This window comes from Pseudomonas sp. NCCP-436 (assembly GCF_019656335.1).
Taxonomy (GTDB): Bacteria; Pseudomonadota; Gammaproteobacteria; order Pseudomonadales; family Pseudomonadaceae; genus Aquipseudomonas.
The window spans coordinates 100,582-122,476 of record NZ_BPLZ01000011.1; the positions used below are offsets into that span (position 1 = coordinate 100,582).

Here is a 21,895-nt window from a genome sequence, read left to right on the forward strand (position 1 = left end):
CCTCTGATTTCAGCATGCATGCAATTGACCAGACTCAACTAACATTCAATCAGAATCATCCTGCAGGGCATGAGGATGGCGCTACCGGCGTAGCCGTTCAGGAATCCAAGCCGGCATTACAGGCACCACCGCTATACAAGGTGGTCTTACTCAATGATGACTACACGCCGATGGACTTCGTGGTCGAAGTGCTTGAGATGTTCTTCGGCATGAACCGGGAGTTGGCGACCAGGATCATGCTGACCGTCCATACGGAAGGGCGTGCGGTTTGCGGCCTCTACCCGCGCGATATTGCTGAGACCAAAGCTATGCAGGTCAACCAATACGCACGTGAATGCCAGCATCCGCTACTCTGTGAAATAGAGAAGGACGGTTAACGCCGGCCACTTGGGTATGAGGTGAAGCTATGTTGAATCGAGAGCTCGAAGTCACCCTCAATCTGGCTTTCAAGGAGGCTCGTGCCAAGCGTCATGAGTTCATGACGGTTGAACATCTGTTGCTGGCCCTGCTGGACAACGAGGCAGCTGCCAGCGTTCTGCGTGCCTGTGGGGCCAGTCTCGACAAGCTGCGTCATGACCTGCAGGAGTTCATCGATTCCACCACTCCGTTGATTCCCCAGCATGACGAGGATCGTGAGACCCAGCCGACCTTGGGCTTCCAGCGTGTGTTGCAGCGCGCCGTGTTCCACGTCCAGAGCTCCGGCAAGCGTGAAGTCACGGGCGCCAATGTACTGGTGGCAATCTTCAGTGAGCAGGAAAGCCAGGCCGTATTCCTCCTTAAGCAACAGAGTGTGGCTCGTATCGATGTGGTCAACTTCATCGCTCACGGTATTTCTAAAGTGCCGGGCCATAACGAGCAGAGTGAGCATGAGCGGGAGTTGCAGGACGAGGAGGGCGGTGAGTCCGCCACCTCAAGCAATCCGCTTGATGCCTATGCCAGTAACCTTAACGAAATGGCTAGGCTTGGCCGCATTGACCCGTTGGTGGGACGTGAGCATGAGGTCGAACGAGTAGCGCAGATCCTTGCCCGGCGGCGCAAAAATAATCCTCTGCTGGTCGGTGAGGCCGGAGTAGGCAAGACCGCCATCGCCGAGGGACTGGCAAAGCGCATCGTCGACGAGCAGGTGCCGGATCTGCTGGCTGACAGTGTGGTTTATTCTTTGGATCTTGGTGCTCTGCTGGCCGGAACCAAGTACCGGGGCGATTTCGAGAAGCGTTTCAAAGCATTGCTCAATGAGTTGCGTAAGCGCCCGCAGGCCATTCTGTTTATCGACGAGATCCATACCATCATTGGTGCCGGTGCCGCATCAGGCGGGGTGATGGATGCCTCCAACCTGCTCAAGCCGCTGCTTTCCTCGGGCGAGATCCGCTGCATTGGTTCCACCACTTTTCAGGAGTTCCGCGGCATCTTCGAGAAGGATCGTGCACTAGCGAGACGTTTCCAGAAGGTCGATGTGGTCGAGCCATCGGTGGATGATACCTATGGCATCCTCAAAGGGCTCAAAACACGCTTCGAGCAGCACCATCAGATCACCTACAGCGACGAGGCGCTGCGTGCGGCGGCGGAGCTGGCTGCTCGTTACATCAATGATCGTCACATGCCTGACAAGGCCATCGACGTGATTGACGAAGCAGGCGCCTACCAGCGTTTGCAGCCAGAGGACAAGCGCGTGACACTCATTGATGTCGCTCAGGTCGAGGACATCGTGGCCAAGATCGCACGGATCCCGCCCAAGCATGTGTCCAGCTCAGACAAGGAGCTGCTGCGCAACCTGGAGCGTGATCTCAAGCTCACTGTGTTCGGTCAGGATGCAGCGATCGACTCGCTGTCTACGGCGATCAAGTTGTCGCGTGCGGGGTTGAAGGCGCCAGACAAGCCGGTTGGTTCGTTCCTTTTTGCCGGGCCTACCGGGGTGGGCAAGACCGAGGCGGCAAGGCAGTTGGCCAAGGCTCTGGGAGTGGAGCTGGTGCGTTTCGATATGTCCGAGTACATGGAGCGCCATACCGTGTCGCGCCTGATTGGCGCGCCACCCGGTTATGTCGGTTTTGACCAGGGGGGGCTGCTCACAGAGGCGATTACCAAGCAGCCGCATTGCGTTCTGCTGCTCGACGAGATCGAGAAGGCTCATCCGGAAGTCTTCAACCTGCTGCTGCAGGTGATGGATCACGGCACCCTGACCGACAACAACGGGCGCAAGGCAGATTTCCGCAACGTTATCCTGATCATGACCACCAACGCCGGGGCAGAGACCGCGGCGCGAGCTTCCATCGGCTTCACCCCGCAGGATCACTCAAGTGATGCTATGGAGGTGATCAAGAAGAGCTTCACGCCCGAGTTCCGTAACCGTCTCGACACCATCATCCAGTTCGGCAGGCTCAGCCATGAGACGATCAAGAGCATCGTCGACAAGTTTCTCACGGAGCTTCAGGCTCAGCTGGAAGACAAGCGTGTCACACTGGAGGTTAGTGATGCGGCTCGGGGCTGGCTGGCCGAACATGGTTACGATGTAGCCATGGGCGCGCGACCGATGGCGCGCCTGATTCAGGATAAGATCAAGCGTCCCCTGGCTGAGGAAATTCTCTTTGGCGAGTTGGCCGAGCATGGCGGCGTAGTGCACGTCGACATCAAGGATGGTGAGCCCAGCTTTGAGTTCGAGACTGCCGCCGAGATGGCCTGAGCCGGCCTCCACAAGAGGGCCGATACACCATTACAAGTGACCCCAGCAACGAAAACGCCCGGCATGGCCGGGCGTTTTCGTCTGGTGCGTTGATCAGCGGGCGCGGTAGGTAATACGGCCTTTGCTCAGGTCGTAAGGCGTCAGCTCGACGCGAACCTTGTCACCAGTGAGAATGCGGATGTAGTTCTTGCGCATCTTTCCGGAGATGTGCGCGGTAACGACGTGCCCATTTTCCAACTCCACGCGGAACATGGTGTTGGGCAGGGTGTCGACGACAGTACCTTCCATTTCGAAGCTGTCTTCTTTCGACATGCAGTAAAGCCCTCGGTGTCCAGGAAATGGCCTGGTGCAACTGGCTCCAGGCAAAAGCGGCGTGCATTGTGCCCGAAAACAGTGGGCTGCGCCAAGAGTCTTGGAGACTTGGGGCAATGGCTGGCTAGGTAAGCAGTGTCCAGTGCTGGTTGACGAACAGCTCGATTGGGCGGTATTGGGTCTTGTAGTTCATCTTGCGACAGCTCTTGATCCAGTAGCCGAGATAGACGGCATCCAGATTCCGCCGTGTAGTTTCGCCAATTTGCCAAAGAATCGCAAAACGCCCCAGGCTGCGCCGCTCCTCGTCCGGATCATAGAAGGTATAAATGGCTGACAGGCCATTGGGTAGTACGTCGGTGACGGCCAGAGCCAGAAGTCGGCCAGCCAGGCGGAATTCGTAGAAAAGTGAGAAAGGCAGTTCGCGCACGAGAAAGGTGGAGAACTGCTCCCGGCTTGGCGGGTACATGTCTCCATCGGCATGGCGGCGCTCGATGTAGCGTGCATAGAGTGCGTAGTACTCTTCGGAAAATACCGGTCGAACGGCTTGAACCTGCAGATCTTCGTTGCGTTTGAGGATACGCCGCTGCTGGCGATTCGGCTGGAAGTCGCGAGCCGGGATCCGTGCGGGAATACAGGCCGAACATTGCTGGCAGTGAGGCCGGTAAAGATGCTCTCCACTGCGGCGAAAGCCCATTTCAGAAAGCTCGGCATACACTCTAACGTCCATGGGCTGGCTGGGATCCAGAAACAGGGTGGTCGCCTGTTCCTCCGGCAGATAGCTGCATGGATGTGGCTGGGTGGCGTAGAACTTCAGGCGGGCCAGTTCAGTCATGTCACTCTCTCTGGGAAGCCTGATGTGAGTGTAAGCCAGCCTTGCTCGCTCGACTAGGCGGCCCAGTTGGCGCTGCTCGGGCTATCCAGATGATTGCGCAGGTAGTTGGCGAATGTGTCGCGGGGAATCGGGCGAGCCCCGAAACTATGCAGATGGCGAGTGGGCATCTGGCAATCAATGAGCACAAATCTCCAGGCCTGAAGTTTCTCCACCAGGGTGACGAAGCCTACCTTGGAGGCGTTGTCGCGACGACAGAACATGGATTCGCCAAAAAACAGTTGCCCCATGGCCAGGCCGTAGAGACCGCCAACCAGTTCGCTGTTGTCCCAGACTTCAACAGAGTGGGCAATCCCGCGCCGATGTAGCTCCAAATAGGCGTTCTGCATCGTATCTGTGATCCAGGTGCCCGGTGCGTATGTGCGCGGTGCTGCACAGGCGGCAATCACCGCCGGAAAATCCTGGTCGAAGGTAACGCGAAAGCGCTGCTGTTTAAGGAATTTGCGCAGGCTGCGAGAGACGTGCAGTTCATCCGGGAATAGTACGGTGCGTGGATCTGGCGACCACCAGAGAATTGGCTGGCCATCCTCGAACCAGGGGAAACAGCCGTGGCGATAGGCCTGGATCAGTCTTGCGGGACTGAGGTCACCACCGGCGGCAAGCAGCCCTTCGGGCTGGCGCAGAGCTTGGTGTAGTGGCGGGAAGTCGGTAGCGTCGCGTGACAGCCAGGTCAGCATGGACGGTTCCTGCGTAGAAGGGGAGGGGCGGGCTCAAGGCCCGCCTGTTCAGATCACTGGCCGTCGAGGTATTTTTCAGCGTCCAGTGCAGCCATGCAGCCCGCGCCGGCCGAGGTGATGGCCTGGCGGTAGATGTGGTCAGCCACGTCGCCGGCAGCGAATACCCCCTCGATATTGGTAGCGGTGGCATTGCCGTCGCCGCCGCCTTTGACTTTCAGATAGCCGTCATGCATGTCCAACTGCCCGACGAACAGCTCGGTGTTGGGTTTGTGGCCGATGGCGATAAATACTCCGGCCAGCGCCAACTCCTTGGTTGAGCCATCTTCGGTGCTGCGCAGGCGGACACCGGTGACACCGCTCTGGTCGCCCAGCACTTCGTCCAGCGTATGGTTCCAGTGCAGGCGCATATTGCCGTTGGCCACCTTGTCGAAGAGCTTGTCCTGCAGGATTTTCTCGGCGCGCAGTTTGTCGCGGCGATGAACCAGATGCACTTCCTTGGCAATGTTGGAAAGGTATAGAGCCTCTTCTACGGCAGTATTACCTCCACCGATTACAGCCACTACCTGATTGCGATAGAAGAAACCGTCGCAGGTGGCGCAGGCCGAGACGCCCTTGCCGGAAAAGGCTTCTTCAGAAGGCAGGCCGAGATACTGGGCACTGGCGCCGGTGGCAATAATCAGTGCGTCGCAGCTGTAGGTGCCGCTGTCGCCCTTGAGGACGAACGGGCGAGTCTGCAACTCTGCAGTGTGAATGTGGTCGTAGATGATCTCGGTGTCAAAGCGTTCAGCGTGCTTCTGCATGCGTTCCATCAGCGCCGGGCCGGTCAGTCCCTCAACATCGCCGGGCCAGTTGTCCACTTCGGTGGTGGTAGTGAGTTGGCCGCCTGGCTGGATTCCGGTAATGACCACAGGCTTGAGATTGGCTCGGGCCGCATAGACGGCGGCGCTGTATCCGGCGGGGCCGGAGCCCAGGATGATCAGGCGCGAATGCTTGACTTCACTCATAAAAAAACCTCATAAGCCTTTGTCACAAAAGAGAATGCGTGCTCCAATTGAAGCGCACGGAAGCTGCTGGCAGCTATGCTACACCGAAGCAAGGGGCGTGCGGGAACCATGCGGCAGTTGCGAACTGGCAAGAAGTCGCCTGCACCCCCTACAATGCCCGCACGCTGCAGTTAACCTTTGGATGGATGCGCCCTAGGCGCAGGAAACGGCTGTTTTGAAAAATTCCACCGCCCAGACGCCTGACTGGCGTCAGAAGCTTCAGTACCGACTTAAAGAAGGTGCGTTGATCGCCCTGGGTGCACTGTGCCTGTATCTGCTGATGGCCCTGTTGACTTACAACGTCGCGGATCCGGCTTGGGACAACAGTGTGCGTGTCGACCGGGTACTCAATGCCGGCGGCAGCATCGGCGCCTGGCTGTCCAGTGCGCTGTTCGGTGCGCTGGGCTACTTTGCCTATATCTTCCCGCTGCTGCTGGGCGTCAAGACCTGGCAGGTGTTCCGTACCCGTAACCAGCCCTGGCAGTGGAACGGCTGGCTGTTTTCCTGGCATAGCATCGGCCTGATCTTTCTGATTCTTTCCGGCGCCGCGCTGAGCGACATTCATTTCGCTCCGGCGGCTGGCATGCAGGACTCCGGTGGCGGCATGCTGGGTGCCGGCCTAGGCGAACTGGCGATTCATGCGCTGAATGTGCAGGGCAGCACGTTGCTGTTTCTGGCGCTGTTTCTTTTCGGCCTGACGGTGTTCACTGATCTTTCGTGGTTCCGCGTGATGGATCTCACCGGCAAGATCACCCTTGATCTGGTTGAGCTGATTCAGAGTCTTATCACCAACTGGTGGAATGCGCGGGTCGAGCGCAGGCAAATGGCTGCCCAGTTGCGTGAGCTTGATGAGCGTGTGATCGAAGTGGCCGCTCCCGTGGTCGCGGATCGCCGTGAGCAGGCCAAAGTCAAGGAGCGTCTGCTTGAGCGCGAGGAGTCCCTCAGTAAACACATGAGCGAGCGGGAGAATCGCCCGGCGCCGGTCATCGCACCTCCACCGCCTCCCAAGGCTGCCGAGCCCAGCAAGCGCGTGCTCAAGGAAAAGCAGGCGCCATTGTTCGTCGACACTGCCATTGAAGGCAGTCTGCCGCCAATCTCTCTGCTCGATGTGGCTGAAAAGAAGCAGAAGCAGTTTTCGCCCGAGTCTCTTGAGGCCATGTCCCGGCTGTTGGAGATCAAACTCAAGGAGTTTGGCGTCGAAGTGGTCGTGGAGTCTGTACATCCCGGTCCGGTGATCACACGTTTTGAAATTCAGCCAGCACCCGGTGTCAAGGTCAGCCGTATTTCCAACCTGGCCAAGGATCTGGCGCGCTCGATGGCCATGGTCAGCGTGCGTGTAGTGGAGGTAATTCCGGGTAAGACCACGGTAGGCATCGAGGTGCCCAACGAGGACCGGCAGATAGTACGCTTCTCCGAAGTACTTTCGTCCAGTGAGTACGATGAGGCCAGGTCGCCGGTCACCCTGGCCCTTGGGCACGATATCGGCGGCCGGCCGGTGATCGCGGACCTGGCCAAGATGCCTCACCTGCTGGTGGCCGGTACCACCGGTTCGGGTAAGTCGGTAGGGGTCAACGCCATGATCCTGTCGATTCTGTTCAAGTCCACGCCGGAAGAGGCGAGGATGATCATGATCGACCCGAAGATGCTGGAATTGTCCATCTATGAGGGCATTCCGCACCTGCTTTGCCCGGTGGTTACCGACATGAAGGAAGCCGCCAATGCACTGCGCTGGTCCGTCGCCGAGATGGAGCGCCGCTACAAGCTGATGGCAGCCATGGGGGTGCGCAACCTTGCCGGTTTCAACCGCAAGGTGAAGGATGCCATCGAGGCCGGCACTCCATTGAGCGACCCGCTGTACAAGCGCGAGTCCATGGATGACGAGCCGCCGCTACTCAAGCCGTTGCCGACCATCGTGGTGATAGTCGACGAATTTGCCGACATGATGATGATCGTCGGCAAGAAGGTCGAAGAGCTGATCGCCCGTATCGCGCAGAAGGCCCGGGCTGCCGGTATCCATCTGATCCTTGCCACCCAGCGCCCCTCGGTGGACGTGATTACCGGTCTGATCAAGGCCAACATCCCGACCCGTATGGCGTTCCAGGTATCGAGCAAGATCGACTCTCGCACCATTCTCGACCAGGGAGGTGCCGAGCAGTTGCTGGGGCACGGTGACATGCTCTACCTTCCTCCAGGAACAGGGCTGCCAATCCGCGTCCATGGCGCTTTCGTTTCCGATGACGAAGTGCATCGTGTAGTGGAGGCCTGGAAGCAGCGTGGTGCGCCGGACTACATCGAGGACATCCTCGCGGGTGTCGAAGAAGGCGGTGGCGGTAGCTTCGAGGGCTCGGGTGGCGAAGGCGGTGAGGGCAGTGAGGAAGATCCGCTCTACGACGAGGCGGTGGCCTTCGTTCTGGAAAGTCGCCGGGCGTCCATTTCCGCCGTGCAGCGCAAGCTGAAGATCGGCTACAACCGTGCCGCGCGCATGATCGAAGCGATGGAAATGGCTGGCGTGGTCAGTTCGATGAACACCAATGGCTCGCGCGAGGTGCTCGCACCCGGACCGGCGCGGGACTGAGCGTGCCGGACAAGGTCGGGCTTTTGTGGTCAAAGCTATTCATGACGGCCAGACGGCCGCCGTCGGTCGGGTTGCCCCGGGCAGCTCGCCATTCCTAGCCGAACCGAGGGTTTTCTATGCGTTTCATTCGCCTGCTGATGCTGGCTGTTCTGAGTTTTACCCTACCGGCCGTTCAGGCTGGAGAAGAGGCCGCGGCCATGCGCCTGACCGAGTTGCTCAGCCAGGCCGAGACGATTAGCGCGCGTTTTTCCCAATTGAGCCTCGACGCCAGCGGCACTCAGCTGCAGGAAACGGCCGGTCAACTGGTGCTCAAGCGACCTGGGCTGTTTCGCTGGCACACGGATCAGCCGATGGAGCAGTTGCTGGTGTCCAACGGCGAGAAGGTCTGGCTGTACGATCCCGATCTGGAGCAGGTCACCATTCAGTCGCTCGACCAGCGTCTGACCCATACGCCGGCGCTGCTGCTGTCCGGTGATGTCTCGCAAATTCGCGAGAACTTTTCCATCGAATACAAGGAAGGCGGCAGCGTGGTGGATTTCATCCTCAGGCCCAAGGCCAGTGACAGCCTGTTTGACAGCCTGCGCCTGTCCTTTCGCAGCCGTGTACTTAACGACATGCAACTGATCGACAGCATTGGCCAGCGCACCAATATCCTGTTTCTCAATGTGAAGATGAACGAGCCGGTCGATGACGGGGTGTTCAACTTTGACATTCCCGAAGGCGTGGACGTTATCCAGGAGTAAGCCGTGGATCTGTTCGGCCGCCAGCCCGTCGCCCAACCTTTGGCAGCGCGTTTGCGCGCCACAACGCTGGAGGAATACGTCGGGCAGGAGCACGTATTGGGCCCGGGCAAGCCGCTGCGCGAGGCGCTGGAGCAGGGCACGCTGCACTCGATGATCTTTTGGGGGCCGCCCGGAGTGGGCAAGACCACTTTGGCAAAGCTGCTGGCCAAGGTGACCGATGCGCATTTCGAGACCATTTCCGCCGTGCTTTCGGGGGTGAAGGAAATCCGCCAGGCTGTGGAGGTGGCCCAGCAGCATGCGACGCAGTACGGACGTCGCACCATCCTCTTTGTTGACGAGGTGCATCGCTTCAACAAGAGTCAGCAGGATGCCTTCCTGCCATACGTGGAAGACGGCACGCTGATCTTTATCGGTGCCACCACCGAGAATCCATCCTTCGAGCTGAACAACGCGCTGCTGTCGCGAGCCCGGGTATATGTGCTCAAGAGTCTTGACGAGGCAGCGATGCGCAAGCTCGTGGCTCGCGCACTCAACGAGGATAAGGGGCTGGGCGCACGCAAGCTGAGCCTGCCTGAAGAGAGCTTCCGGATTCTGCTTGCCGCAGCCGATGGGGACGGCCGACGCCTGCTCAATTTCTTGGAGAATGCCGCCGACCTGGCCGAAGACGGCGGTGAGATCGGCGTGGAGTTGTTGCAGAACCTGCTGGGCGATAGTCGCCGGCGTTTCGACAAGGGTGGCGAGGCATTCTACGACCAGATTTCCGCGCTGCACAAGTCGGTACGCGGCTCCAGTCCGGACGGCGCGCTGTACTGGTATGCGCGCATGCTCGATGGCGGCTGTGATCCACTGTACATCGCCCGCCGAGTGGTGCGTATGGCTAGCGAGGATATCGGTAATGCGGATCCGCGGGCGCTGACTCTGTGCCTCAACGCATGGGACGTGCAGGAACGTCTGGGCAGCCCTGAGGGTGAGCTGGCCGTAGCACAGGCCATTGTCTACCTGGCCTGTGCGCCGAAGAGCAATGCCGTCTACACCGCTTTCAAGGCTGCGAAACGTGATGCCGCCGAGCTGGGCTCGCAGGAAGTGCCACTGCACCTGCGCAATGCGCCGACCAAGCTTATGCAGCAACTCGGCTACGGCGAGGAATATCGCTATGCCCATGATGAGCCAGATGCCTATGCGGCAGGCGAGGACTATTTCCCTGAAGCCGTCGAGCCACGTCAGTACTACGATCCTGTGCCGCGCGGACTGGAGCTGAAGATTCGCGAGAAGCTTCGGCACCTGCGCCAGCTCGACGCCAGTAGTCCCCGCCGGCGGAGACAGCCATGATCAGGGTGGCTCTTGCTGTTGCCATGGGGGGGGCCATCGGTTCGCTGGTGCGCTTTCTGGTCTCCAGCTGGGCTGCAGCGCAGTGGTCCCGGCATATCTATCTCGGAACCCTGGTCGTCAATCTGCTTGGTTGTCTGCTGATCGGTCTTTTGTCCGGTTTGTTCCTTGCCCGCAGCGACCTGCCGGCAGAACTGCGTCTGGGGCTGATCAGCGGGGTGCTGGGCGGCTTCACCACTTTCTCCTCGTTCAGTCTGGAGATTCTCCGGCTGCTTGAGGGTGGGCGCCTGGCCGAAGGCCTGGGCTATCTGCTATGCAGTGTGCTGGGCGGTCTGCTGGCCGCCTGGTGCGGATTATTGTTGGCCAGATTGGCATCATGACCCGCTAAGGCTTTACACTCATCCCCCGCGTCACGCTGGTGGACGCCACCTTTTTTGCCGATGTATTGAGACCCGAACATGCTCGACTCCAAACTCGTCCGCACGCAACTCACCGAAATCGCCGAGCGTCTGGCCAGCCGCGGCTTTGTCCTCGATGTGGCCCGTATCGAGGCTCTGGAGAGTCAGCGCAAGTCGGTGCAGGTGCGCACCGAGCAACTGCAGGCCGAGCGTAACAGCCGTTCCAAGGCTATCGGTCAGGCCAAGGCCCGTGGTGAGGATATTGCCCCGCTGCTGGCTGAGGTGGATCAACTGGGCAGTGACCTCGAGGCCGGCAAGCGCGAGCTGGATAGCATCCAGAGCGAACTTGACAACCTGCTGCTGAATATTCCCAACCTGCCGCACGATTCTGTGCCGGTTGGAGCAGATGAGGAGCAGAACGTCGAAGTATCACGCTGGGGCACGCCGCGCAGCTTCGATTTTGAGATCAAGGATCATGTGGCGCTCGGCGAACAGCATGGCTGGCTGGACTTTGAAACTGCAGCCAAGCTGTCTGGCGCCCGTTTTGCGCTGCTGCGTGGGCCGATCGCGCGCCTGCATCGTGCCCTGGCCCAGTTCATGATCAACCTGCATACTGGCGAGCACGGCTACGAGGAGGCATACACCCCGTACCTGGTGCAGGCGCCAGCCCTGCAGGGCACCGGTCAACTGCCGAAGTTCGAGGAGGATCTGTTCCGGATCGGCCGCGAAGATCAGGCCGACTTGTACCTGATTCCCACTGCCGAAGTCTCGCTGACCAACATCGTCGCTGGCGAAATTCTCGATGCCAAACAGTTGCCGCTGAAGTTCGTCGCCCATACCCCGTGCTTCCGCAGCGAGGCGGGGGCCTCCGGCCGTGATACTCGCGGCATGATCCGCCAGCACCAGTTCGACAAGGTGGAAATGGTGCAGATTGTCGAGCCGTCGAAGTCCTTCGAGGCGCTGGAAAGCATGACTACCAACGCCGAGCGTGTGTTGCAGCTTCTGGAGCTGCCATATCGCAAGCTGGCGTTGTGCACGGGCGACATGGGCTTCTCTGCGACCAAGACCTACGACCTGGAGGTCTGGATTCCGAGCCAGGACAAGTACCGCGAAATTTCTTCCTGCTCCAACTGCGGCGATTTCCAAGCCCGGCGCATGCAGGCACGCTATCGCAATCCAGAAACTGGCAAGCCGGAGCTGGTACACACTCTCAACGGCTCCGGCCTGGCCGTAGGCCGTACCCTGGTGGCGGTGCTGGAGAACTATCAGCAGGCAGATGGCAGCATTCGTGTGCCCGAGGTGCTCAAGCCCTACATGGGCGGTATCGAAGTGATCGGCTGAGCTGATTAGAACGCACAATGCGCATAATACGGGGTGGCTGCGGCCGCCCCGTATTTTTATTTCCTGCGAGAATGACCCATGCAATTCCTTCCGCTGTTCCACAAATTGCAGGATCGCCCGGTGCTGGTGATCGGCGGCGGCGAGGTGGCGCTGCGCAAGGCGCGTCTGTTGCACCAGGCCGGCGCCTGCCTGCGCGTTGTCGCCCCGCAGATCCGTGAGGAGTTGCAGGAACTGGCCGGCCCTGATGGCTGCTTCCTGCGTGGCTATACCGGCAGTGATCTGCAGGGTGTGCTGCTGGTCATCGCCGCCACTGATGACGAATCGCTCAATGCGCGGGTCTCCGCCGAGGCCCAGGCGTTGGGTATTCCGGTCAACGTGGTCGACGCTCCGGCGCTATGCAGCGTGATCTTCCCGGCAATTGTCGACCGTTCGCCGCTGATGGTGGCGGTTAGCAGTGGCGGCGATGCGCCGGTGCTGGCCCGGTTGATTCGAGCCAGGATAGAAACCTGGATTCCGGCTACCTATGGTCAGTTGGCTAGCCTGGCGAAGAAATTTCGTCAGCGGGTCAAACAGTCGCTTCCGGATGTGCAGCAGCGCCGAGTGTTTTGGGAGGAGATATTCCAGGGACAGGTCGCCGAAAGCGTTTTCGCCGGCAAACCAGAGGAGGCCGAGCGGCTGCTGGAAGAGCATCTGGCAGGTGCTGGGCCACGGGAACTGGGCGAAGTCTATCTGGTCGGTGCCGGTCCGGGTGATCCGGATCTACTGACTTTCCGTGCGCTGCGCCTGATGCAGCAAGCCGATGTGGTGCTCTACGACCGGCTGGTGGCGCCGGCCATTATCGAGCTGTGTCGACGTGATGCCGAGCGTATTTACGTCGGCAAGCGCCGTGCCGAGCATGTGCTGCCGCAGGAGCAAATCAATCAGCAGCTGATTAGCCTGGCGCGGCAGGGCAAGCGCGTACTGCGCCTTAAGGGCGGAGATCCATTCATTTTTGGTCGTGGCGGAGAGGAGATCGAACAACTGGCCGCCGAGGGCATTCCTTTTCAAGTGGTGCCGGGTATCACGGCTGCTTCGGGTTGTGCCGCTTACGCGGGGATTCCGCTGACTCATCGCGATTACGCCCAGTCCGTACGCTTCGTCACCGGACATTTGAAAGACGGCAGTATCAACCTGCCATGGCATGACCTGGTGTCGCCCGGGCAGACGCTGGTGTTCTACATGGGGCTGGTCGGTTTGCCGGAAATCTGTCGGCAACTGGTGGCTCATGGCCGTCCGGGTGTAACTCCGGCTGCATTGGTACAGCAGGGAACCACGCAGAACCAGCGGGTGTTCACCGGTACTCTGGAGTCGCTGCCGCAATTGGTAGCCGAGCACGAGGTGCATGCACCTACCCTGGTGATTGTCGGTGAGGTAGTCAGCCTGCGGGATAAGCTGGCCTGGTTCGAGGATTGCCGGGGTTCTGAGGCTTAGCCAATCTGTGGCAGATTTGCCGAGCTCGCTTCCAGGGCTCGAAGAGTTGCTGAAGAGAGAAGCTAACTCCTTGATCCGAGGCGAGTGGCCCAGCGTCGTTGCGCCTCGCTAAAGGCCTCATTGCGGGGCATTCCCAGGCCGCGAAGCGCTACGGCCATGGTGGCGATCACGGCCTGCTGGCCGTAGTTGTCATCATGTTCACCACGCCAGAACGCTTCCAGCAACTGCGGGTCGAGGCGCTCTGGCTTGACCTGGCGCCTGGCTGAAAGGGCAGGCCACTCTTCTTCCCAGGCCTGGCCATCGGCGCAGCCATAAAGGTGGCAGGGTACGTCCGGGTTGACTTCGATCTCACCACCTTCGCCCTTGATTACCAAGGCGGTGTCACCCAGCAGACGACTGGCTTCACGGTGTACAGTCTGATAGCCCGGGTGGAAGATGCTCTGCAGGCTGCAGCGTGCGCCCAGCGGATTGATCACTCGGGCCAGAGAGTGAATGGGCGAACGCAGGCCTAGCGTATTGCGTAGGTCGATCATCCGTTGCAGCGCCGGCATCCAGTCGCCCAGATAGGCGTAGGCCAAGTTGTGCCGGTCGAGAGCCTTTCTCACAGCCAGCCAATTGCGGCAGCGGGGAATCTCCAGTGCTGTCAGCAATTGTTCGCTATAGAGCCGGCCTGCGGTATGGGCTCCGGCACCATGCATGAACACGCGTATGCCGCTGACTGCCAGAGCTTTGGCGGCCAGCAGATACCAAGGCAGATGGCGTTTCTTCCCGGCATAGCTGGGCCAGTCCAGATCTACAGGGATGGCCGGTGCTGTCAGACGCGGGCGAATTGCCTCGGTAAAGCCGGCCAGCTCTTCGGCGCTTTCCTCTTTGTGTCGCAACAACATCAGAAGAGCGCCAAGTTGGGTGTCCTCTACCTTCCCATCCAGCAACATGCCCATGGCGTTGCGGGCTTCTTCGCGGCTCAGTCCGCGCGCACCGTGCTTGCCCTTGCCGAGTATGCGTACGTATTGGGCAAAGGGATGTTCGGCGGGAGTGGTGAGATTCATAGGCAGTTGGTCGGCTTCGGCAGGCCGGCGAGCTTGGCCGCGAGCTTGGCTGGCGTGCCCTTGAACAGGCGGTTGAGATACAGGCTGTTACCCTTGTCCGGCCCCAGTTTTTGCGCCACGTACTTGATTAGCGGGCGATTGGCTGGCGAAAGCTGGAACTCCGCGTAGAAGGCGCGCAGCAGTTCGAGGATTTCCCAGTGTTCATCGCTCAGATGCAGATCCTCGGCACTGGCCAGCGCCTCGGCGACTGTCTGTGACCAGTCTTGCAGATCGCTCAGATAGCCGTCTTTGTCCAGTTCAATGTCTCGACCGGCAAGGTGGAGTGTATTCATAGCCAACTGTTCACCTTGGCGTAATGGCAGCAGAGTTCGACGAAGGCTGGGTAATCAACTTCCTGCACACGTTCACCTGCCTGCAACTGGCGCGCTGCGAGGTCTTCGGCCAGTGCGTAGAGAGGAATGTCGGAAGGTATCTGATGCAACGCCTGCCAGCCCTGCGAATCTGGCTGCAGTGCATAGACGGCATCGCCGCTCAGCAGCAGGGCGTCCTCGCGGCCAAGCAGGCGCAGGCAACTGCGGAGACTGCTGTCGCCGTAGGGCGAATGGGAAAGGATGTGAAGAGTGGCCATCAGAGGGTGATCACCTGATCATACTGGTCGAAAAGGGCGGTCAGTTCGGCATCGTCGAGTGAGCGAGCCGGCAAGTTCAGTGCCTGCTCATCAAGGCCGCGCTCGCTCAGGCTGTGGCGGCTGACGTAAAGTTCCTCCACGCCGAACAGCGGTAGCGCCCGCAGGTTGGCACCCAGATCCTTTTGCTGCAGCAGGCCAGGCTGTTGCCCCGCACGTAGTTGGAATACGCCATCGTCGAGAAACAGCATGGCCACGGGCAGGCCGAAGGCACCGCCAGCCAGCGCGATGTCCAGTGCTTCGCGGGCACTGGGGCCGCTCCAAGGCGACTGGCGGCTGACGATCAGCAGGGATTTACTCATCAGACACCTCCGAAGCAGACCAGACGGTCTGCCATCTGTGCGGCTTCATGCAGCTGCCCCAGGCCGGAGAGTGCCCAGGGGGCTTGCAGGGTTGCGCCTGTACGTTCGTAGCGCTGCGCTTCCTCTGCATTCAGCACGCCACGGCGCAGCGCAGCAGCGATGCAGACTACGGCGTCGAGTTTGTTGCTGGCGACGAACTCACGCCACTCCAGCGACAGATCCAGCTCATCCTGAGGGCTGACGACACTACCAGAAGCACTGTGCACGCCGTCCTGATAGAAGAACAGGCGAACGATTTCATGACCGCCGGCCAGTGTTGCCTGAGCAAAACGCAAGGCCCGGCGGGAGGCGGGCTGGTGGGGAGGGGCGAACAGGGCAATGGCAAATTTCATGGCACATCCGGCAAGGTTGGAGCTGGCGCAATGATAAGGCCTGACAGGCGAAGCAGACAAAGCAGTCCAGCGTTCAGGCAAAGAAAAGCCCGCCGAAGCGGGCTTTAAGGGGGACAAGCCGTTATCAGTCGTCGCCGCCCATGATGCCGAAGATCTGCAGCAGGCTGACAAACAGGTTGTAGATGGAGACGTACAGGCTGATCGTAGCCATGATGTAGTTGCGTTCACCGCCATGAATGATTGCACTGGTCTGGAATAGGATGCAGACCGAGGAGAACAGAACGAAACCGGCGCTGATCGCCAGTTGCAGACCAGTGATCTGGAAGAAGAAACTGGCCAGCACAGCGGCGAGCAGGACGAAGAAGCCGGCGGTGATGAAACCGCTGAGGAAGCTCATGTCCTTGCGGGTGGTCAGTACGTAGGCGGACAGGCCGAAGAACACCAGAGCCGTCATGGAAAAGGCCGAGCTGATCACTTCAGCGCCGTTGGCCATGCCCAGGTAGCGGTTGAGAATCGGGCCAAGGGTGTAGCCCATGAATCCGGTCAGGGCTAGGGTGGAAACCAGCCCCCAAGCTGAATCCCGCAGTTTGTAGGTGAGGAAGAACAGGCCGTAGAAGCCGATCAACACCACAAAGAAATTCGGGTAGGACAGGTTGGCGCGCTGGCTAAGAAAAGCGATCAGGCCACTGAAAGCCAGGGTGATGGCCAGCAGGCCATAGGTGTTGCGCAGCACACGGCTGACTTCCAGCTGCTCTGCCTGCGCGTGGTTGACGGCGTAGTTTTGCTCTTGCATGGAAAGGCTCCCGAGGCTCGAAGATTCAGTCATTTGAATTGAGAGGATCATAACAGAGCCGTGCAGACTGCCAAGGCAGAGAGTTTGACAGTGTGTTGCGTTCGGGTAAGATTGCCGCCGCTGCAGTGCAGCGGAGGTGTGGCCGAGTGGTTTAAGGCAACGGTCTTGAAAACCGTCGATGGGCAACTATCCGTGAGTTCGAATCTCACCGCCTCCGCCAATTTCCTTTGGCTTTGATGCCAGATCTGGTGTTTGCTTTTTGATGCCACTGAGCCAAGATGAGGCAGACTCTGACCTCTGCCAGGGTTACCGGCAAGTTTCAACTGCACCGTCGTCGCACGGCGGCTGACTGGGTGCAACGAGGTGGCGATTGATTAGGGTGCTGGTGGTCGACGATCACGATCTGGTTCGCACGGGCATTACTCGCATGCTGGCCGATATCGACGGCCTGCAAGTTGTGGGTGAGGCCAGCAGCGGCGAAGAGGCCCTGCTCAAGGTTCGCGAACTGAAGCCTGACGTGGTGCTGATGGACGTCAAGATGCCCGGTATCGGCGGCCTGGAAACCACCCGCAAATTAATGCGCAGCCATCCCGAAACCAAGGTTGTCGCTGTTACCGTATGTGAAGAAGATCCCTTCCCTACACGCCTGTTGCAAGCTGGCGCAGCCGGTTACCTGACCAAGGGTGCGGCGTTGGAAGAGATGGTACAGGCCATTCGCCTGGTATTCTCCGGGCAGCGCTACATCGACCCGCAGATCGCCCAGCAACTGGCTCTGAAATCTTTCCAGCCGCAGAGTAAAGGTTCTCCGTTCGACCTGCTATCTGAGCGCGAGATCCAGATTGCGCTGATGATCGCCAATTGCCACAAGGTGCAACACATTTCCGACAAGCTGTGTCTGTCGCCTAAGACGGTCACTATCGCATCTTCGAAAAGCTCTCCATCAGCAGTGATGTCGAGCTGGCGCTGCTGGCTGTTCGTCACGGCATGGTCGACGCCGTCAACTGAAGATGTCTGCCTTCGACCCGAGTGCTTTCCTGGCGACTTGCAGCGGGCGTCCCGGCGTTTACCGCATGTTCGACGAGCAGGGGCGGCTGCTCTACGTGGGCAAAGCCAAGAATCTTAAAAAGCGTCTCGCCAGTTATTTCCGCAAGACCGGTCAGGCTCCGAAAACCTCCGCGCTGGTGGCTCGTATTGTCCAGATCGAGACTACCATCACAGCCAACGAGACTGAAGCGTTGCTGCTGGAGCAGACGCTGATCAAGGAGTGGCGGCCGCCGTACAACATCCTGCTGCGTGACGACAAGTCCTATCCTTACGTGCTGCTCTCGGACGGTGACTTCCCTCGCCTGGGCATCCACCGTGGGGCGAAGAAGGCCAAGGGGCGTTATTTCGGCCCTTATCCCAGTGCGTTGGCCATTCGAGAGAGTCTCAGTCTGTTGCAGAAGGCCTTCCAGGTGCGCCAGTGCGAAGACAGCTATTACCGCAACCGTACTCGCCCCTGCCTGCAATATCAGATCAAGCGCTGCAAGGGGCCTTGCGTCGGCCTGGTCAGTGCCGAGGAATATGCCGAGGACGTGCGCCATTCAGTGATGTTCCTGGAAGGGCGCAGCAATGCGCTGAGCGAGGAGCTTTCTGCGAGCATGGAGCAGGCCGCCATGGCCCTGGAGTTCGAGCGCGCTGCAGCGCTGCGCGACCAGATTGCCCTGTTGCGCCGTGTGCAGGATCAGCAGAGCATGGAAGGCGGCAGCGGCGACGTCGATGTGGTAGCCGTGATGCTCAACCCGGGCGGAGCCTGCATCCACCTGATCAGTGTGCGCGGCGGGCGTGTGCTGGGTAGCAAGAACTTCTTCCCGCAGGTGGCGATCGAGGAGGAGGGCGGCGATGTGCTTATGGCCTTCCTCGCCCAGTACTATCTGGGCAATGTCGAGCGTGATCTGCCTGCCGAACTGATTGTTAACGTGCAGCATGAAGATTTTGCCACACTGATTGCTGCTGTCGAGTCGATGCGCGGGCGCGCGCTGGCTATCAGTTATCGGGTGCGCGGAACCCGGGCACGCTGGCTGCAATTGGCGGTAACCAATGCCGAGCAGGCGCTGAGTGCGCGATTGGCCAACCGTCAGCATTTGGCCGAACGTTTTGAGTCTCTCGCTCAGGTTCTGGGGCTTGATAAACCGCCGCAACGTTTGGAGTGCTTCGATATCAGTCATTCCAGCGGCGAGGCTACCGTGGCTTCTTGTGTGGTGTTCGGTCCTGAAGGCCCTATCAAGTCCGACTACCGCCGTTTCAATATCGAGGGCGTGACCGCCGGCGACGACTATGCGGCCATGCATCAGGCATTGACACGACGTTTCAGGCGGGGTCGTGATGGTGAAGGGAAGCTTCCCGATGTACTCTTGGTGGACGGAGGCAAGGGGCAACTGGCCATGGCACGCGAGGTGTTGCAGGAGCTGGCTGTACCGGATCTGACCCTGCTTGGCGTAGCCAAGGGTACTACCCGCAAGCCTGGTCTTGAGGTGCTGTATCTGAACGATGCCGAACACGAGTTCACCCTGCCAGGAAACTCCCCGGCATTGCACCTGATCCAGCAAATCCGCGATGAGTCGCATCGTTTTGCTATTACCGGCCACCGTGCTCGGCGGGGTAAGGCTCGTCGAACCTCAAGCCTGGAGGAGGTGCCGGGCATCGGCCCGAAGCGTCGAAGGGAACTGCTCAATCATTTCGGCGGTCTGCAAGAGTTGACGCGGGCCAGTGCCGAGGAAATCGCCAAGGCACCGGGAATCAGCAAAAAGCTCGCTGAGCTGATTTATGCCTCTCTGCACAGCGAGTAGAATGCCATTTCAATCCGCAGCCTAGATGTCCTGATGAATATCCCCAACACGCTGACCGTGCTCAGGGTTCTGCTGATACCGGTTTTTATTCTTCTGTTCTACCTTCCGTTCTCCTGGAGTTATTGGGCGGCCAGTGCCGTGTTTGCCATTGCAGCGGTGACCGACTGGCTCGACGGTTATCTGGCTCGTCGTTGGCAGCAGGGCACCCCGTTCGGTGCCTTCCTCGATCCGGTTGCAGACAAGCTGATGGTAGCTGTGGCGCTGGTACTGCTGGCAGCGGAACACTCCAATCTTTGGCTGACCCTAGCAGCAGCGACCATCATCGGACGCGAGATTGTTGTCTCAGCGCTGCGTGAATGGATGGCCGAATTGGGGGCGCGCGCGCAGGTGGCGGTATCGCGACTGGGCAAGTGGAAAACCGCAGCACAAATGCTGGCGCTGGTTATCCTGCTGGGCAACCCGCCAGAGTTCACCTTCTGGGTAGTGCTCGGCTACATTCTGTTGGTGATCGCTGCCGTGCTGACGCTATGGTCGATGCTGCAGTATCTGTTGGCTGCCTGGCCGCATCTGAGCATTACCTCAAAAAAGAAATAAGTTTTTGAATCAAAGGCTTGACGGCGTCATTCGATTCTATAGAATGGCGCCCGTCGACAAGACAAGCGGGAATAGCTCAGTTGGTAGAGCACGACCTTGCCAAGGTCGGGGTCGCGAGTTCGAGTCTCGTTTCCCGCTCCAGATTCAAATGATTCGCCATTTAAGGCGTTTCATTAAAGTTAAGGCTGAGTAGCAGAGTGGTTATGCACCGGATTGCAAATCCGTGAACGCCGGTTCGATTCCGACCTCAGCCTCCAAATTAGAAAGGCCTCGTATATCACTGATTGCGAGGCCTTTTTCGTTTCATATCGTACTTTGCATGTCTTGCGGGTTGCTGGCCGGCTGTATATAGTCCAGCGCCTTATTCAGCGCTACCGCCCGAATGGCGAAATCGGTAGACGCAGGAGACTTAAAATCTCTCGCTCGCAAGGGCGTGCCGGTTCGAGTCCGGCTTCGGGCACCATTTAAAATCAAGCACTTACGGTTTTTCGCGGCTGTATGGTTTGGTCCGCAATTTATCGTGTTGGCGTGATTTTTCCCTCGACGATCTCTGATGTAATGCTCGGTCATAACCACTGTCGTATGGCCTAGCTGGTCTCTTGCTTGCAAAATGTCGCCGCTGGATTCCGCTTTGTCGGTTCCTGCCTTAGCCCGCAGATCTCGTAGTTGGAACTCTGCTTTTTCAATGCCTGCGGCCTCTCTGGCCTTGTCGAAGCGAGAGCGCAGCATTGCTTGCGTCATTGGTGCGCCATCCTCGGCCACAACTAGCTTGGTTGAACGTACTTTGTAAGTGGCTTTCCTAGCTTTAATTCTATCCAGCAGCGGTGACAACTCGCCTGCGACTTCGATACGGCGCTTTGCCCCTGTTTTCGATTGTCTGACATGCAGGTAGCCATCTTTGATATCTCGCTCGTCTAGTCGCAGCGTGTCACCAGGGCGCTGACCTGTGAGATAGACGAAATCCATCGCGTCTCGCAGGCCTATGAATCGCCCCTAGTTCCGTAGACACCTCCAAGCCTCATAATGAGGCCCATCAGGAGGTGCCATGAGCAACCAGCGTTACCCCGAAGAATTCAAGATCGAAGCGGTCAAGCAAGTCACGGAGCGCGGTTTGCGCGTTGCCGATGTGGCGGAGCGTCTAGGCGTGTCCGCGCACAGCCTGTACGTCTGGGTAAAGCGCTATAGCAAACCCCAAGCACAGCGGCAGCAGGTAGATGATCAGCTGGCCGAGCTGCGTCGCTTGCGCGCGGAACTCAAGCGGGTGACCGAAGAGCGAGACATTCTAAAAAAGGCCGCCGCGTACTTTGCCAAGGAGTCCGGCTGAAGTACGCCGTCATCAGCAAACTGTCGGTGGAGTACCCGGTACGGCGTCTCTGCCAGACCCTCCAGGTACATCCCAGCGGTTACTACGCCTGGCTGGCCGAGCCGAAATCCGCACGCGAGAAGGAGGATCAGCGCCTGCTCGGATTGATCAAGCATGCCTGGCTTGAAAGCGGCGGGGTCTACGGCTACCGCAAGATCCACGACGACCTGCGTGAGCTGGGCGAGTCCTGTGGCCGGCACCGCGTGGCTCGCCTGATGCGGATGGAGGGGCTGCGTTCGCAGACTGGTTATCGTCGGCGCCCCGGTTATTACGGCGGTAAGCCGACGGTGGCTTCGCCCAACCGCCTGGAGTGTAGTGGTCTACTGATCCCGGACATCCATTTAGGGCGAGAATGCTTGCCATAGAGAGGTGTCTGATGACCAAACAACGTCGTTCCTTTACGCCCGAGTTCAAGCGAGAGGCCGCCGGCCTGGTGCT

At 59.3% G+C, this 21,895-nt stretch carries 20 protein-coding genes, 4 tRNA genes and 3 pseudogenes; 16 read left to right on the top strand and 11 right to left on the bottom strand.

All coding sequences use genetic code 11. The features are described from left to right. Window positions 1-14: 14 nt before the first annotated feature. Entirely contained in the window at window positions 15-377 is a 363-nt protein-coding gene (clpS, locus tag NCCP436_RS12680; protein ID WP_220804365.1) for an ATP-dependent Clp protease adapter ClpS, read from the top strand. 29 nt (window positions 378-406) lie between these two features. Beyond that, window positions 407-2,677 carry an ATP-dependent Clp protease ATP-binding subunit ClpA gene (clpA, locus tag NCCP436_RS12685; protein WP_220804366.1) on the top strand — a complete coding sequence of 757 codons (2,271 nt, stop codon included), beginning with the start codon at window positions 407-409 and terminating at the stop codon, window positions 2,675-2,677. 93 nt (window positions 2,678-2,770) lie between these two features. Here clpA and infA read toward each other — a convergent pair whose 3' ends face one another. From infA to trxB, 4 genes are all read right to left on the bottom strand, one after another. Beyond that, window positions 2,771-2,989 carry a translation initiation factor IF-1 gene (infA, locus tag NCCP436_RS12690; RefSeq protein ID WP_002553999.1) on the bottom strand — a complete coding sequence of 73 codons (219 nt, stop codon included), beginning with the start codon at window positions 2,987-2,989 and terminating at the stop codon, window positions 2,771-2,773. A gap of 124 nt (window positions 2,990-3,113) precedes the next feature. Continuing rightward, a complete protein-coding gene (locus NCCP436_RS12695) occupies window positions 3,114-3,821 on the bottom strand; it encodes an arginyltransferase (RefSeq protein ID WP_220804367.1) in 708 nt (235 codons plus the stop codon). 53 nt (window positions 3,822-3,874) lie between these two features. After that, on the bottom strand, window positions 3,875-4,555 hold the full coding sequence (gene aat, locus NCCP436_RS12700) for a leucyl/phenylalanyl-tRNA--protein transferase (RefSeq protein ID WP_220804368.1): 681 nt from the start codon (window positions 4,553-4,555) through the stop codon (window positions 3,875-3,877). Window positions 4,556-4,608: 53 nt separating this feature from the next. After that, a complete protein-coding gene (gene trxB, locus NCCP436_RS12705) occupies window positions 4,609-5,559 on the bottom strand; it encodes a thioredoxin-disulfide reductase (protein WP_220804369.1) in 951 nt (316 codons plus the stop codon). 214 nt (window positions 5,560-5,773) lie between these two features. On the opposite strand from trxB, the gene ftsK reads away from it, so the two are divergent. The 6 genes from ftsK (at window position 5,774) to cysG (ending at window position 13,451) form a co-directional block, all read left to right on the top strand. Beyond that, a complete protein-coding gene (gene ftsK, locus NCCP436_RS12710; protein WP_220804370.1) occupies window positions 5,774-8,173 on the top strand; it encodes a DNA translocase FtsK in 2,400 nt (799 codons plus the stop codon). A gap of 116 nt (window positions 8,174-8,289) precedes the next feature. Beyond that, window positions 8,290-8,916 carry an outer membrane lipoprotein chaperone LolA gene (gene lolA, locus NCCP436_RS12715; protein ID WP_220804371.1) on the top strand — a complete coding sequence of 209 codons (627 nt, stop codon included), beginning with the start codon at window positions 8,290-8,292 and terminating at the stop codon, window positions 8,914-8,916. A 3-nt stretch (window positions 8,917-8,919) separates the two neighbouring features. Beyond that, entirely contained in the window at window positions 8,920-10,245 is a 1,326-nt protein-coding gene (locus NCCP436_RS12720; RefSeq protein WP_220804372.1) for a replication-associated recombination protein A, read from the top strand. Beyond that, window positions 10,242-10,622, top strand: coding sequence for a fluoride efflux transporter CrcB (crcB, locus tag NCCP436_RS12725; protein ID WP_220804373.1), 381 nt, complete (start codon window positions 10,242-10,244; stop codon window positions 10,620-10,622). The genes NCCP436_RS12720 and crcB overlap by 4 nt, the downstream gene beginning before the upstream one ends. A gap of 78 nt (window positions 10,623-10,700) precedes the next feature. Continuing rightward, window positions 10,701-11,981, top strand: coding sequence for a serine--tRNA ligase (gene serS, locus NCCP436_RS12730; protein WP_220804374.1), 1,281 nt, complete (start codon window positions 10,701-10,703; stop codon window positions 11,979-11,981). Window positions 11,982-12,059: 78 nt separating this feature from the next. Next, complete coding sequence (gene cysG / locus NCCP436_RS12735; RefSeq protein WP_220804375.1) at window positions 12,060-13,451, top strand: siroheme synthase CysG; 1,392 nt, start codon at window positions 12,060-12,062, stop codon at window positions 13,449-13,451. Between the two features lie 62 nt (window positions 13,452-13,513). On the opposite strand, the gene NCCP436_RS12740 is transcribed toward cysG, so the two are convergent. The 6 genes from NCCP436_RS12740 to NCCP436_RS12765 all read right to left on the bottom strand — a co-directional run bounded on the left by NCCP436_RS12740 (window position 13,514) and on the right by NCCP436_RS12765 (window position 16,672). Next, window positions 13,514-14,500, bottom strand: coding sequence for a glycosyl transferase family protein (locus NCCP436_RS12740; RefSeq protein WP_220804376.1), 987 nt, complete (start codon window positions 14,498-14,500; stop codon window positions 13,514-13,516). Next, window positions 14,497-14,832: a TusE/DsrC/DsvC family sulfur relay protein gene (locus NCCP436_RS12745; RefSeq protein WP_220804377.1), complete on the bottom strand. Its 336-nt coding sequence runs from the start codon at window positions 14,830-14,832 to the stop codon at window positions 14,497-14,499. Before NCCP436_RS12745 ends, NCCP436_RS12740 begins: the two co-directional genes overlap by 4 nt. Next, the gene (gene tusB, locus NCCP436_RS12750) at window positions 14,829-15,128 is read right to left on the bottom strand and encodes a sulfurtransferase complex subunit TusB (RefSeq protein WP_220804378.1); all 300 of its coding nucleotides are present in this window, start codon (window positions 15,126-15,128) and stop codon (window positions 14,829-14,831) included. Before tusB ends, NCCP436_RS12745 begins: the two co-directional genes overlap by 4 nt. Next, window positions 15,128-15,487 carry a sulfurtransferase complex subunit TusC gene (tusC, locus tag NCCP436_RS12755; protein ID WP_220804379.1) on the bottom strand — a complete coding sequence of 120 codons (360 nt, stop codon included), beginning with the start codon at window positions 15,485-15,487 and terminating at the stop codon, window positions 15,128-15,130. The genes tusB and tusC overlap by 1 nt, the downstream gene beginning before the upstream one ends. Then, the gene (gene tusD, locus NCCP436_RS12760; RefSeq protein ID WP_220804380.1) at window positions 15,487-15,879 is read right to left on the bottom strand and encodes a sulfurtransferase complex subunit TusD; all 393 of its coding nucleotides are present in this window, start codon (window positions 15,877-15,879) and stop codon (window positions 15,487-15,489) included. The genes tusC and tusD overlap by 1 nt, the downstream gene beginning before the upstream one ends. Before the next feature lie 124 nt (window positions 15,880-16,003). Further along, on the bottom strand, window positions 16,004-16,672 hold the full coding sequence (locus NCCP436_RS12765) for a Bax inhibitor-1/YccA family protein (protein ID WP_220804381.1): 669 nt from the start codon (window positions 16,670-16,672) through the stop codon (window positions 16,004-16,006). A 132-nt stretch (window positions 16,673-16,804) separates the two neighbouring features. On the opposite strand from NCCP436_RS12765, the gene NCCP436_RS12770 reads away from it, so the two are divergent. From NCCP436_RS12770 to NCCP436_RS12800, 7 genes and pseudogenes are all read left to right on the top strand, one after another. Then, window positions 16,805-16,892 (top strand) — tRNA-Ser (locus tag NCCP436_RS12770). A gap of 150 nt (window positions 16,893-17,042) precedes the next feature. Further along, a pseudogene (gene uvrY, locus NCCP436_RS12775) lies at window positions 17,043-17,677 on the top strand (UvrY/SirA/GacA family response regulator transcription factor). A gap of 2 nt (window positions 17,678-17,679) precedes the next feature. Further along, a complete protein-coding gene (gene uvrC, locus NCCP436_RS12780) occupies window positions 17,680-19,500 on the top strand; it encodes an excinuclease ABC subunit UvrC (protein ID WP_220804382.1) in 1,821 nt (606 codons plus the stop codon). Between the two features lie 33 nt (window positions 19,501-19,533). Then, a complete protein-coding gene (pgsA, locus tag NCCP436_RS12785; RefSeq protein WP_220804383.1) occupies window positions 19,534-20,094 on the top strand; it encodes a CDP-diacylglycerol--glycerol-3-phosphate 3-phosphatidyltransferase in 561 nt (186 codons plus the stop codon). Window positions 20,095-20,159: 65 nt separating this feature from the next. Further along, a tRNA-Gly gene (locus NCCP436_RS12790) sits at window positions 20,160-20,235 on the top strand. 42 nt (window positions 20,236-20,277) lie between these two features. Then, window positions 20,278-20,351, top strand: a tRNA-Cys gene (locus NCCP436_RS12795). Window positions 20,352-20,470: 119 nt separating this feature from the next. Beyond that, window positions 20,471-20,557, top strand: a tRNA-Leu gene (locus NCCP436_RS12800). Between the two features lie 143 nt (window positions 20,558-20,700). Here the strand turns inward: NCCP436_RS12800 and NCCP436_RS12805 are convergent. After that, a pseudogene (locus tag NCCP436_RS12805) lies at window positions 20,701-21,060 on the bottom strand (tyrosine-type recombinase/integrase); the annotation flags it as partial. Between the two features lie 79 nt (window positions 21,061-21,139). Here NCCP436_RS12805 and NCCP436_RS12810 point away from each other — a divergent pair. Beyond that, window positions 21,140-21,765 (top strand): annotated as a pseudogene (locus NCCP436_RS12810) (IS3 family transposase); the annotation flags it as partial. Between the last annotated feature and the right edge of the window lie 130 nt (window positions 21,766-21,895).